This is a genomic window from Bacillus sp. USDA818B3_A (assembly GCF_009928415.1).
GTDB lineage: Bacteria > Bacillota > Bacilli > Bacillales > Cytobacillaceae > Neobacillus.
On record NZ_JAABNN010000029.1, the window covers coordinates 23,841 to 37,435 of the forward strand.

Here is a 13,595-nt window from a genome sequence, read left to right on the forward strand (position 1 = left end):
CGATTCGCTGATATATTTTTAAAATCGCTGATAAAACTTGAAATTCGCTGTTAAAGCTTAATAATCGCTGATATCTGGCTGAATTTAGCTGATAACGTGGACTCCTGCGAAAAATTCTGCTTATCAATAGTTTTCTACTGCAGGGAAAACAACAAGAGTTTCAATTAGTCTTTCTATAGAGGGTGCTTACATGAGATTTGGTTTCGATATTGATGATACACTAATTAATTTAAGAGAACATGCCTTCCACATCTATAATAAAAAATTAGGCCAGGAGATTGGCCTTGATATTTTCAACAGTTTAAAAAAGGTCGAAATTCATGAGCCTTTTGGGATGACCGCTGAAGAAGGTTCTCAGATGTGGAAAAATACTTTAGAAGAGGTTTACTACACCAATTGCCCTGCCTTCCCAGGGGCCGTAGAACTGCTCCAGGAACTTGAAAAACAAGGACATGAAATCTTTTATATCACCGCACGATATCAGGAGCATGGTGAACGCACGAAAAAGTGGCTATTAGACCACGGCTTTCCTGTTCACGATGACCGATTCTTCTGGGGAATGAAGGACCATGAAAAAGTAAATATTATTAAGCAATTACATTTAGATTATTATTTTGACGACAAACCAGAGATACTTGGAACTCTTTCAAACGAAGCGATCAAAGTTTTCCTGAAAGATCAATCATATAATCAGCATATCAACATGCCTCGTATCGTTAATTGGCCTGAATACAAGGAGTTTATTAAGGTTTTGGCTGATTAAAGACTGCCAGGAGGCCCCTTTTTTATTGCCTCTCCTATTATTATGATATACTAACTTTGCTTTATCTAAAGAGAGGAGCCTTAGTAGTGGAGTTACAACATGAATCATCTGCACACACAAAATCAACCTATATATTTTTACTTATTACCGGCATTGTACTCGTGGCCTTTAACCTGCGCCCTGCAATCACTTCCGTAGGGCCTTTAGTTGGAATGATCCAGGAAGATATTGGACTTGCACATTGGAGTGCAGGCTTATTAATGAGTTTCCCCTTACTTGTTTTTGCAGCGATGTCACCGGTTGTTCCAAGGATTGCTAATCGTTTATCGAATGAGATGACATTGCTGCTTGGTTTAATTGCACTTGTTATCGGTCTTGCTATTCGATCCATCCCGAGCACGTTTTTCCTGTTCGCTGGGACTCTTTTAATAGGAGTAGGTATTTCTGTTGGGAATGTTCTGCTGCCTGCCGTGGTAAAAGATAAATTCCCTGAGAAGTTCGGTCTTATGACGAGTGTTTACTCCACTTCCATGGGATTGGTTGCATCCCTGGCTTCCGGAGTCAGTGTTCCACTGGCAAGCGGCTTAAACCTAGGGTGGCAGGGAGCTTTAATCGTTTGGGGAATTCCTGCCTTTATAGCGATTTTGTTATGGACTTATCTTCTGAGGTTTAATCAAGGAGAGCATCACGGAATCAAAAAAACTGCTTCAAGTTCTAAAGAAATGTGGACGTCACCGCTTTCCTGGCAGATTGCCTTATTTATGGGCTTTCAATCCTTTTTGTTTTACGTAACCGTTTCATGGTTACCTGAAATCCTTCACAGTCATGGACTGAGTATGGGTACTGCTGGCTGGCTGCTTTCCATTACTCAGCTAGTTGGAATGCCCGCTAGTTTTTTGATTCCTGTCATCGCTGGACGTTACCAATCTCAGGTATGGATTGCACTGTTTTTAGGCCTGCTATCTATAATTGGATATGCTGGCTTACTATTAAGCTCATCCTACCCTGCCTTAATCATAAGTATTATTTTTATAGGAGTGGCGCTTGGAGGAAATTTCCCATTGTCCTTAAGTTATATTGGCCTTCGTTCTAAGAACGCCAATCGGGCTGTGGAGTTATCTGGGATGGTACAATCTACTGGATATATACTTGCCGCTATTGGTCCTTTGCTGATTGGCTATCTATATGATATGACCCACTTATGGACCATTCCACTTATTGCTTTAACAGCCATTTCTGTAGTCCTTATGATTTTTGGAATGCTGTCAGGGCGAAATCGTTATGTTTAAAAGCCAACAGCGATTGTTGGCTTTTTAATTGATTAATCGTTTGGTTAGTATATAAAAGCCTTATGTATAAAGGAATATAACGATTTAATCAAACGTTTGATTAGTTTTTCTTTATAAAAAAAAACCTTGCCGATTGACAAGGTTCAAAGCCTATCATTCCTTTTTCTCTAAATCCCAGCACCCGCAGTATGCTTAATTTTTAGTCCAATATGATTCTCCAATCTGAATCTCCTTGCCATCCTATATGGTTACGGCTGTATTCTCACTCTTTTTAAATTCCGGCAGCCACTCTCCATGCGCCTCAATTAAATCATCACATAGTGAAACAATATCATCTAAGGACAATTCTGCCGATGTGTGAGGATCTAACATCGCTGCTTGATAAATATATTCGCGTTTCTTAGTAATTGCAGCCTCAATGGTTAACAGCTGCGTATTGATATTGGTGCGATTCAGTGCAGCCAGCTGCTCAGGAAGATCTCCTACATACGTTGGGGTGATTCCGCTCCGATCGGCAATACACGGAACCTCCACGCAAGCCTTTTCCGGAAGGTTGCTGATTAATCTTCCGGTATTTAGAACATTCCCGCCAAACTTAAATGGAATATCCGTTTCCATGGCTTCGATTATTCTAGAACCATATTCTTTAGAGCGAACATGCTCTAATGCCTTATTGTTCACTAAATCTCCTCTCATCGTTTCCCACCTCTGAATTTGCTCTTCACAGCGGCGTGGATATTCGTCGAGCGGGATATTAAATCTGTCAATTAATTCCGGATACCTGGACTTAATAAAGTATGGATGGTATTCCGCATTGTGTTCAGAGGATTCCGTTACATAAAAGCCGAATTTATCCATTAATTCAAATCGGACCATATCATCATGTTTCGTCTTTTGCTTTTCTTTCGCCCTTCTTTTAATCTCAGGATAAAGGTCTTCCCCATTTCTTTTTACTTCCAATAGCCATGCCATATGGTTGATGCCTGCAATCCTTTCTTGAATGCCTTCATGGTCCATTCCTAATGATTTAAATAATTCTTTCGTACATACTTGAACACTATGGCACAGGCCGACGGTTTTGATTGATGTAAAGCGATTCATCACTCCTGTTAATACGGCCATCGGGTTTGTATAATTTAAGAAAAGGGCATCAGGGCATACTTCTTCCATATCTTTAGCAAACTCAAGCATAACAGGAATCGTTCTTAAATTACGGAAAATCCCGCCAATTCCGACCGTATCAGCAATGGTCTGGCGCAGCCCATATTTTTTAGGAATTTCAAAATCAATCACGGTACTTGGACGGTATCCGCCGACTTGAATGGCATTTATAACGTATTTAGCGCCTCTTAAAGCTTCCTTTCGATCTAGGTAGGCGTTTATTTTAATATCTTTATTTAAACTTTCCTTTAAATTCTTAAGCATATTCTCGGAATCTCTTAGTCTTTGTTCATCTATATCAAAGAGGGCAAATTCAAATCCTTCTAATGCTGGAACCAGCATACAGTCCCCCAGCACATTCTTTGCAAATACCGTACTTCCAGCACCTAAAAATGTAATTTTTGACATGTTTGTTCCTCCTGTTTCCTTTAATATTTTTATTATGATAAACTTGAAAGTTTAACCATTGTGAGGGAAGTCGCCTCTTATAGCAACCTCCAGCTAGATATATACATTGTTTTGCATGGTCATGCTACACTATTTACTGCTTCTCCAAACTCCAAACAGATTATCCCTTCACAGAACCGGCAGATAAACCTTGAATAAAGTGCTTTTGCAGAAACAAGAAGAGAACAGCCATTGGCAATACAGCTAAAATGGCGGCGGCGGCAACTAGATTCAAGTTGTTTGAATTCGATCCGAAGAATCCTGACAGAGCCACTGTGATGGTCTTCACTTCGTCAGCCTGCAGGAAGAAAATCGCAAATTGATAGTCATTCCAAATATAGACGCAGGAAATGATGAGAATCGAGGCAGTAATTGGTTTTAATAAAGGAAAAACCACTTTAAAAAATGTACCAATTGTACTGGCTCCATCAATTTTTGCTGCCTCTTCCAATTCTTTCGGAATGGTGGACCGGATAAAGCCTGCGTATAAGAAGATCGTTAATGGCATAAAAGAAGCGACGTTATTTAAAATGGCGATGAGGTGGGTATTCATCAGCCCCATATCCACGACCAAATTGTATAAGGGAACTAAAGCAGTTAATGGCGGGATGACCATTACAGAGATAAATATCATATACATATACTTATTTAATTTGGTTTGCCTTCTAGCAAGCGGATAGGCTGCCAGGGATCCAAATACAATCAATAATAGAGCTGAAAAAAAGGTGATAATAACCGTATTGGTAAAGGCAGTTCCCAGATTAGCCATCTCCCAGGCCTCGGAAAAGTTGGCGAAAGACCATTGTTTAGGAAAAGCCCATTTGGAGCTAAAGTCCCCTCTTTCTTTAAAAGCAGTTGTAAATAGGATATAAAACGGGATTAAGTGAAATAAGGTAATAGCAAGAGCAATGATGGTTAAAATGGTCTTATTTCGTTTATTCAAGGATTCCACTATGCCTCGACCTCCTTGCGCTTAAAGAAAATGAGAGTGGCCAAGCTGATGATAAGGATGATGATTGCCATTAAAACACCTTCCGTAGCAGCATAACCGGCGTCCTGTCTGTTGAAATACAAGTCATACATAAATGTCGACATCGATTGGGAAGCATTCCCCGGTCCACCGCCAGTAAGTGAAACAATCACATCAAATAATTTCAATCCGCCAATGATGTTTAACACCATGTTGATCGTGATAGAGGGCATCAATAATGGCAGTGTTATATTTTTAAACTGCTGAAAAGCAGAAGCACCGTCTATTTGAGCAGCTTCATAGTATTCCTTAGAAATACTTTGTAAGCCTGCCAGATAGATAATCATCGCCACCCCTACAAATTGATAAGTATTGACGAACACGATGATCCACTTATTCATATTTGGATCGGCTAAGGCATTGATTTTATCTAAACCGATAAATTGCAATACATCATTTAGGGCCCCTCCTTGGAAGGCAAAGAAGAAATACCAGATATATCCCATAATTAATGGACTGATAATAACAGGGAGGTAAACAATCGTTCGCGTGATTGCTCTCGCTTTAATACTCTGGTTCAGTAATAATGCGTAAAGGAGCCCCAATATATTTTGAAACAGGGTACTTCCTATCCCGTAGATTAACGTATTCCCAACGACCAGCCATGTATCCGGATCACTCAGTAACCTTGAATATTGGTTCAATCCTATATAATCATAGGTCTGGGAAAAACCATCCCAGTTGGTAAATGAGATTTTAATCCCCATCAGAAAAGGATATACAATAAAAAAGCAAATTAAGGCGAGAGCTGGAAGGTACATCCACCAAAGGGATGACTCTTTTTGGATATGAACTTTGTCTAGTTTTACCTTTGTCTTCGTGGGTGCTGCTTTTCGAGTTTCTGCTTCTATCATCAGTATTCAACTCCTATAAAAGATCTTCTTCGGTTGGAGTACGGGGCAGATAAGCTTGTCTGTCGCCCCTATACCACATCCCCGGTTCCTTACTTTTTCTGATCCTTTAAACGCTTGAATTCCTCGCCCACTTTTTTCGACACATCCTTCGGTGACATTTTTCCAGATAATAATTCTTGTCCGGTTCCACCAAGAACATCCCACATACCGCTAGGTAAATAAACGCGGTCAAAATATGGCTGGACTTTTATATCCTTAAATGTTTCATAATCACTAGAATAATAGTTTTTTGCATCTGTATTCGTTAACCCCGCAGGTAATGAGGTCCCTTCGGCAATTTCTTTCACGATTTCCGGCTGTGATATATATTCGAGAAACTTCTTGGCTTCTTTCTTGTGCTTTGAATCCTTCCATAAAGCAAGTGTGTGGCGTTCTCCGCCAATCCAAACTGGGTCGTCCCCTGAATGAATCACAGGCATTGGAATAACCCCTAATTTCACTTTAGGATTTAATTCTTCTACAGATGGTCCTAACATCCCGCCGCCAATAATAAATCCAATTTTATTTTGCGCCATTAGTTCCGTCATTTGCTGATTTTGAGCCGTTAAGACATCTTCATTCAATAAGCCTTTATCCTTCATTTCCTTGAGTTTATCAGGAAGGAAGGTGTAGTCAGACCAATTGATATTTCCTTCTTCTAATTGTTTCTCGGAATCAGGGTTTGATTTTGTCACGAATAAGGGTGTTAAAAACTGGTCAAAGTATTGGCCAAATGACGATTTATCCGAACCAGCAAACCATAATGGAGTGACTTCTCCTTTACTTTTCTTTTTAATCGTTTCGAGTGCCGTCATGAAGTCATCAAACGTAGTTGGAGGTTGAATTCCATACTTCTCTAATAGTGACTTATTATATGTAATACCGTCTTTCGCCTGATTTAATGGATAGGCATAGACTTTCCCTTTATCATCTTTCAAGATGGGATCTAAAGCAGGATCAAGGTCTTTTACCCAATCCATATCACTTAAATCCTCAACATAATTACCGTACCTTTTTTGGGCCCAGCCGTGGGTATCGAATAAATCAGGCATATCATTGGCTGCCATTTTAACACGCAGCATTCCTTCATAACCATCAGCAGGATAATTATATTTAATATCGATAGCAGGGTTTTCTTTTTCAAATTTTCGAATGACATTTGTGAGTGTTTTCTGGTCAGCTTCATTTGTTACGGTGGAATAGAGTGATAAGGTTACTTTCCCGCCTTCACTGGATGACGAACTCTTACTGGAGCAGCCCGCCATTACCGTCGTAAGGGAAGCTGCAATCGCTATAGCTTTAAATACTTTCTTCATAATAGATACCCCCTGGATTTCCAAATGTAGATGATTCATTGCTTTCCAAAAGCTAATTTGAACAATAGAAGAGTACTAGACAACTTTACTTGACATAGGAAGGAAGCACTATATAATATAGATACTCCTTTTTATTTAAGGAAGTTCGGGGTTTATTCATCCATCGTAATTAGTGATTGGCCGTCACAAAATCTTTTAGTAGATTACGGATGAGTAAGCCTCCCCTATTTTCCATTGTCCATAGCATCACTCCCTTCAAAGAGGTTAATAAAAGGTATGCGGACAGCCTATCTTACGGCCCCGCAGCTTTGTCTAACGACCAATTCAGAGGGTAAAACGACTTTTAAAGGAAGTGTTCGTCCATTTAACCGGTCCATTAGTAGTTTTACTCCTGTTTGGCCCATCTCCCTTGTATGGACCTTTATGGTAGTTAATGGGGTACTTGTAAACTGAGCAATTTCAATATCATCAAAACTTACAATCGCTACATCGCTTGGGACTGAAAGGTTGGCTTCCTGCAGGGCTTTTAAGGCACCAATTGCCATTGGATCACTCGCAATGAAGAAGGCTTCGGGCAAACCCTTTAATTGAAGCGCTTTCTTCATTAATGCGTATCCTTGGGACATTTGATACTCACCGATAAATGTCCACCTTGGATCATATAACCCCTCTCTTTCCATCACCTTTTCATAGGTGGTAAGCCGCTCATCCTCAATCTTCACTTTTCCGCTATTCACATGTTCCTTTTCTTCTCCGCCAATGTAGCCGATACGTTTGTAGCCCAGTTTTAATAGATGCTTCAATGCTAGTTCCGTTGATTTAACAAAGTCGATCACCACTGAGTCATAAAGAGTTTCATCAGGAGAATGGTTAATATACACAACATTTTGAATATGATCGCTAACTTTTTTGAGGGCTTTATCGCTAATTCTCCCAATTATTATCAAACCATCAAAGTCATGAATTTGTGGATTAGAGCCTGTATCATGAAGGCGGACCATGCTGGTGGTCGTAATTCCTTGTCTTAATAACTCCTCCTCTACCCCTTGACGAATGGACAAGAAGTAAGGATCACTCATCTCTTCTTCTAATGTCTGGCAGAGTAATATCCCAACATTTGGTGTCTTTTTTGCATTTTCCATTTGTTTTTCTGTTTGCCGCTCAAGTATAGTCTTATAACCAAGTTCCTTCGCAGCTTGAAATATACGAAGACGAGTTTCCTCCAAAACGGAAATGGTCTGATCATTATTTAACACTCTCGAAACAGTGGTAGGAGATACATTTGTCCTGTTTGCAATATCTTTAATTGTCGCCATTTTTAAACTCCCCACTAAATGTTTTACTAACATCTAACAAAATATCACTAAATTATTTACTATGTTCTTCCTAATCATACCAACTGTTGAAAGGGTTTTCAATATTATTTTTAGAAAATTTAGTAAAAGTAAAACCTGACATTCTAAGGTTCCTAGGAATATAAAGTTGTCCAATGCCGAATTTAACAAAAGTATCATAAATATCTCTTATAATACTTTTTCAGGATAGAATTCAGAGGATATTAGTAATGGTTAGTTATTTTTTCACTAAAAATTTCAGTGTATAAAACAAAAAATGGCCAACCAGAAATATCTGGCGGCCTTTTACATTTTATGATGATTTATTACGATTGCTTTACTAGCTCATTCATTGCTTTTAACTTCGAAGACAATTCAATAAACCACTCTTCATCTCCGGTCAATAAAGCTAAATCAATTAAGTTTTGGATTTGTGCCTTGTTAGTTACGTTAGAATCGGGAAGTTTCTTAATAGACACACTCAACATTGATACCGTTTTACCGATAATCTCGTTATTGTCACTAGTAACGATTCTTACCTTTACAATCCTTGGATTCTCCTGTGATTCAATGTAACCAATGATTAATCCCCCGTCCCATTGTCCCTTAACCCAGTCACCTATTTTTAAAATCGTATTATTTTCAAACACATCTATTCACCTTCTTAAAATTAATGCCTATCTGTAACTTTTTTTATTACATTTAAAATAAAAAGAAGCCTTGGACACTTATTAAGCTTGATTAATAAGATCAATAACTTCCTTAATGGTGTAGTTTTTTAAGTATTCACCCAGGTGTTCTTCCGCACCTAAGAAAATCGTAAATAGGACGCTTTGCATATTTGCGCCAACAATACACCGTTCATTTGATTCGGGACACTTAGGCTGGAGGGCTCCATCAGAGGTAATTTTATATATATCCCAGAGACTCACTTCACTTAAGTCTAAAGCAAACATAAATCCTCCGCCTGTTCCCTCTTTTGACTTTATAAAACCATGTTTTTTTAACAAACTTAGCACTTTACGGATCCGCACAGGGTGCACACAGGCGCTCGCTGAAATAGCATCACTTGTTGACATCCGGTCGGGCTGCAGCGCAAGAAAAGTTAAACTATGAATCGCAAGTGTAAAATCACTATTCATGGCCCTGCCCTCCTAAGAAATAAAACTTTATTTTTATTTTATCTTTAATTAGCCATTTTTTGCAATTCGGCACTCAAAAAATTGCGAAGCTTACGGGGTAGAAAACTGCGAATTTCTTCTTCGTTATATCCAACCTGTAATCTTTTTTCGTCCAAGATGATGGGCCGGCGAAGCATTTTTGGATGATCCATAATCAATTGATAAAATTCATTGAGTGGAAGTGATTCAATATTTATATTCAATTCTTGGAAGGTCTTTGAATTAGTTGAGATTATTTCGCTGGTTCCCTCTTCTGTCAATCGAAGAATCGATTTAATCTCATCGATTGTAAGAGGATTAGCTAAAATGTTTCTTTCAATATATTCAATCTGGTGATCTTCAAACCACGCTTTTGCTTTTCTGCAAGAACCACAGCTTGGTGTCGTATAAATAGTAATCATAAATTTCTCACTCCTTACAAGTGGATATTGTAGTTAAAATCGGTTAAAATGTAATAAAAAAGCTTACAGTTTAACGAAAAATATAAAAACTCTTTTTATTTCCTACTGTAATAATAATATTTACAGTTGATAAAGTCAACCTTTTTTTCCATCTTTAAAAATTAAAACAATTGTAAGAAATGACGTGTGAATGGGCACACGTCATTTTCCTTTTTATTAAGAAAAAAAAAAATTCTAATTAGAATGAATAAATGAATTTTGAACTAAGCGAATATACATCAACGTTATAATTCCTTAGATGACAGTGGTAAAAACAACTTAACCCCCCGTTTATTAAATGGCAGGATTTTTAAATCAGCTATCAGGTGACTGATGTAACCGCAAAGACAAGTATAATAAATACCCTGTATTCCAAGCGAAGCCTCTAAATTAGAAGCAATAATCCCAAAGAAAACAATACCTAAGAGCGAATGGGTATAGCTGCGGTGAGATGTAAAGGACGCAATCACAATGTAAATCCCCAGCAAAATCAGCCAAAGTTCCCCTAAAGAGAATCCTCCCACCATGACCGCAATTCCTGTAATGGTTAACATATGTTTTTGCTTAATTAAGGAGGCTGCCACTATAATCAAAATTCCAATTCCAACCCCAAGCCATCTTTCTGCCATTGTTTTCTCATAGAAACTATAAAATATCATGAGCATTCCAATGATCATAGCAGATAGCCTAATTACTTTATGCGACAAAGTAATTTTACCGCGAAGCTTTCCGTCAATATCGAGATCAGGAATTAAACCTGAAATTCCTCCCAATCCAACAAACAAGAGTGTTGCAGTCGGAGAGGTTTGAAATGAATTAGCTACAACAAATCCTGTTGCTGAACCAATTACTGCATGTGATGTACCATTCACCTTTATATTCCACCTCTTAAATCATTTATGTAATAAAACAAAATAGACATAAACTATTTTATACCAAAACATCTGTTCTGTTTAGAGGTAAAATTATTTTTTAAGAGAACGATAAATCTTGTAATTGAATTTTTTCTAATTCCTTTTTTCTCTTCTTCTTTAAATCCCCTCCTATACCACTTCAAATATCTACCAAATGCAAAACCTTTTACTTATTAATAATTTTCTTTTAAGATAGTTAGCGCACAAATATTTAGTAAGTCGAAACATAAGGGAGGGGAAATAAATGTGGATTCGGCTCATTCCCATTGTATTTTTTAGTGTCGCAGCCTTAACATTAGTAACATATCAATCGTTTGAAATTGTTCATGCTTTTTTTGATTTCTTTTCTAACGAATCTAATAAAATGGATGCATAATAAACACCTCCGCTCAGGCGAGAAGGGGTTAAGAAAAAAACCTTGCCGATTACGACAAGGTTTAACTTCTACGATCTTTTTCACAGCCCTTATATGGTTAAGGCTGTATCCTCATTCTTTTTAAATGCAGGAAGCCACTCTCCATGTGCTTCAATTAAATCATCACATAGTGAAACAATATCATCAAGGGACAATTCTGCTGCTGTATGAGGATCAAGCATTGCAGCTTGATAAATGTATTCGCGTTTTCTTGTCATTGCCGCCTCAATTGTTAGCAGCTGCGTATTGATATTGGTCCTATTTAGGGCGGCCAGCTGCTCAGGCAGATCGCCTACATAGGTCGGAGTGATGCCGCTTCGGTCAGCAATACATGGCACCTCCACGCATGCCTTTTCAGGGAGATTGCTTATTAATCTTCCTGTATTTAGAACATTGCCGCCAAATTTAAATGGAATATTAGTTTCGATAGCTTCTATGATTCTTGACCCATATTCCTTAGAACGTACATGATCTAATGCCTTATTGTTTACTAAATCCCCTCTCATGCTTTCCCATCGCTGAATTTGGTCCTCACAGCGGCGCGGATATTCATCGAGCGGGATATTAAATCTTTCAATTAATTCCGGGTATCTGGACTTAATAAAGTAAGGATGGTATTCTGCATTATGTTCGGAGGATTCCGTTACATAGTAGCCAAATTTATCCATCAATTCAAACCGGACCATATCATGATGTTTAGATTTTTGCTTTTCTTTAGCCCGTCTTTTAATCTCTGGATAAAGGTCCTCTCCATTTCTTTTTACTTCAAGAAGCCATGCCATATGGTTAATACCAGCAATCTTTTCTTGAATCCCGACATGGTCTATTCCTAGTGATTTAAATAGATCTTTTGTACAAATTTGAACACTATGGCACAAACCGATCGTTTTGATAGATGTAAAACGGTTCATGACACCCGTTAATACTGCCATCGGGTTCGTATAATTTAAGAAAAGAGCATCCGGACATACTTCTTCCATATCCTTAGCGAAATCAAGCATAACAGGAATGGTCCTTAGATTACGGAAGATCCCGCCAATTCCAACGGTATCAGCAATGGTCTGACGCAGCCCATATTTTTTGGGAATTTCAAAATCTATTACTGTGCTTGGCCGGTAACCTCCTACTTGAATGGCATTAATGACGTATTTGGCACCCCTTAAAGCTTCTTTGCGGTTGAGATACGCCTTAATTTCAATATTTTTATTTAAACTCTCTTTTAAATTCTGAAGCATCTTCTCAGAATCTCGCAGTCTCTGTTCATCAATATCGAAAAGAGCAAATTCAAATCCCTCTAATGCTGGAACAAGCATACAGTCCCCAAGAACATTCTTTGCAAATACCGTACTTCCTGCACCTAAAAACGTAATTTTCGCCATGTTTTTCCCTCCCATTTTTTGCTATGTATTCGTTTCCACCTTATAATACCAACAAATGAAAGCGTATCCAATATTATTTTTAAATAGTGATGCGGGTTTAGATTCAAAAACAACTATCTATTAAAAATAGGCGAACAGGAGTAATTTACCATATTTTAAAATTAAACAGTTCTTTTTTCTTATTGATAATTACAGCTAATTAAATGATAATGATTATCAATATCATTTAATTAGGAGGTTTTATTATGTTTATTCAATTATTAAAGGAAAATCGATATGTATCACTGCTGCTTACTGTACTACGAATCTATCTTGGATGGGAGTGGTTAAATGCCGGCTGGGGGAAAATCTCAAGTGGGAAATTTGATGCAAGCGGCTTTATGGTTGGAGCGGTAAATAATATGTCTGGTGATCACCCTTCTGTTCAACCATGGTGGGGGAACTTCTTAAAAGAGATTGCCATACCATACGCTGATTTATTTAACATACTAGTTCCTTGGGGAGAATTTTTAGTTGGGGCTGCATTAATTTTAGGGATCTTCACTTCATTTTCTATTCTCATGGGGCTTACGATGAATTTCGCCTATATGTTCTCTGGTACAACAAGTACAAATCCTCAGATGGTTTTACTGGGAATGTTTATTCTTGTGGCAGGAACGAATGCTGGAAAATTAGGAATCGATCGTTGGGTCATTCCAGTGTTAAGAAAAGGGCTATTTAAAAAGGCCGACAATAAACAATTTTCGCAAAGCGCCTAATAAAAAGAACCCTTCTCAGTTGAAAAGGGTTCTACTTTTACGATTCAAACAGGCAGAACGCACCTTATTTTAATGAGGTGATGAATGCCTGTTTTTTTTTGTGCCTTCCTGAGTCCTATTAATTGATTATTTCTATAATTATCCATATAATTAATCAAATAGAACATTTGTTCTGGAGGTTGTTGAAATGGTTAAAGAGAAAAAATCACGTTATTTAGTGGAACTCGATATGCATTTAGAATTATTTCAACTTCATATATTAGAAATCAGATTTG

14 protein-coding genes are annotated in these 13,595 nt (G+C 37.9%); 4 read left to right on the top strand and 10 right to left on the bottom strand.

All coding sequences use genetic code 11. The annotated features are described in order from the left end of the window. Positions 1-190: 190 nt before the first annotated feature. Both GXK58_RS24725 and GXK58_RS24730 read left to right on the top strand, forming a co-directional pair. The gene (locus GXK58_RS24725) at positions 191-763 is read left to right on the top strand and encodes a 5' nucleotidase, NT5C type (protein ID WP_160725832.1); all 573 of its coding nucleotides are present in this window, start codon (positions 191-193) and stop codon (positions 761-763) included. Positions 764-849: 86 nt separating this feature from the next. Then, positions 850-2,052 carry a CynX/NimT family MFS transporter gene (locus GXK58_RS24730; RefSeq protein ID WP_160725833.1) on the top strand — a complete coding sequence of 401 codons (1,203 nt, stop codon included), beginning with the start codon at positions 850-852 and terminating at the stop codon, positions 2,050-2,052. Positions 2,053-2,292: 240 nt separating this feature from the next. Here GXK58_RS24730 and GXK58_RS24735 read toward each other — a convergent pair whose 3' ends face one another. The 9 genes from GXK58_RS24735 to GXK58_RS24775 all read right to left on the bottom strand — a co-directional run bounded on the left by GXK58_RS24735 (position 2,293) and on the right by GXK58_RS24775 (position 10,726). After that, complete coding sequence (locus tag GXK58_RS24735; RefSeq protein ID WP_160725834.1) at positions 2,293-3,621, bottom strand: alpha-glucosidase/alpha-galactosidase; 1,329 nt, start codon at positions 3,619-3,621, stop codon at positions 2,293-2,295. Positions 3,622-3,781: 160 nt separating this feature from the next. After that, complete coding sequence (locus GXK58_RS24740; RefSeq protein WP_160725835.1) at positions 3,782-4,612, bottom strand: carbohydrate ABC transporter permease; 831 nt, start codon at positions 4,610-4,612, stop codon at positions 3,782-3,784. Further along, complete coding sequence (locus GXK58_RS24745) at positions 4,612-5,451, bottom strand: carbohydrate ABC transporter permease (RefSeq protein WP_237389775.1); 840 nt, start codon at positions 5,449-5,451, stop codon at positions 4,612-4,614. The genes GXK58_RS24740 and GXK58_RS24745 overlap by 1 nt, the downstream gene beginning before the upstream one ends. A gap of 182 nt (positions 5,452-5,633) precedes the next feature. Next, positions 5,634-6,899, bottom strand: a complete 1,266-nt coding sequence (locus tag GXK58_RS24750; protein WP_160725837.1) for an ABC transporter substrate-binding protein — start codon at positions 6,897-6,899, stop codon at positions 5,634-5,636. A 287-nt stretch (positions 6,900-7,186) separates the two neighbouring features. Then, complete coding sequence (locus GXK58_RS24755; protein ID WP_160725838.1) at positions 7,187-8,215, bottom strand: LacI family DNA-binding transcriptional regulator; 1,029 nt, start codon at positions 8,213-8,215, stop codon at positions 7,187-7,189. Positions 8,216-8,559: 344 nt separating this feature from the next. Next, entirely contained in the window at positions 8,560-8,883 is a 324-nt protein-coding gene (locus GXK58_RS24760; RefSeq protein WP_160725839.1) for an IDEAL domain-containing protein, read from the bottom strand. Positions 8,884-8,964: 81 nt separating this feature from the next. Next, on the bottom strand, positions 8,965-9,375 hold the full coding sequence (locus tag GXK58_RS24765; RefSeq protein WP_160725840.1) for an RrF2 family transcriptional regulator: 411 nt from the start codon (positions 9,373-9,375) through the stop codon (positions 8,965-8,967). Positions 9,376-9,419: 44 nt separating this feature from the next. Then, a complete protein-coding gene (gene spxA / locus GXK58_RS24770) occupies positions 9,420-9,815 on the bottom strand; it encodes a transcriptional regulator SpxA (RefSeq protein ID WP_160725841.1) in 396 nt (131 codons plus the stop codon). A 284-nt stretch (positions 9,816-10,099) separates the two neighbouring features. Continuing rightward, a complete protein-coding gene (locus GXK58_RS24775) occupies positions 10,100-10,726 on the bottom strand; it encodes a metal-dependent hydrolase (RefSeq protein ID WP_160725842.1) in 627 nt (208 codons plus the stop codon). Between the two features lie 286 nt (positions 10,727-11,012). Here GXK58_RS24775 and GXK58_RS27615 point away from each other — a divergent pair, with 286 nt between their 5' ends. Further along, complete coding sequence (locus GXK58_RS27615; protein WP_272928185.1) at positions 11,013-11,144, top strand: hypothetical protein; 132 nt, start codon at positions 11,013-11,015, stop codon at positions 11,142-11,144. 89 nt (positions 11,145-11,233) lie between these two features. Here the strand turns inward: GXK58_RS27615 and GXK58_RS24780 are convergent, their stop codons facing one another. Beyond that, positions 11,234-12,562, bottom strand: a complete 1,329-nt coding sequence (locus GXK58_RS24780) for an alpha-glucosidase/alpha-galactosidase (protein WP_160725843.1) — start codon at positions 12,560-12,562, stop codon at positions 11,234-11,236. Positions 12,563-12,807: 245 nt separating this feature from the next. Between GXK58_RS24780 and GXK58_RS24785 the strand changes: the two genes are divergently transcribed. After that, entirely contained in the window at positions 12,808-13,320 is a 513-nt protein-coding gene (locus GXK58_RS24785; protein WP_160725844.1) for a DoxX family protein, read from the top strand. Positions 13,321-13,595: the final 275 nt, after the last annotated feature.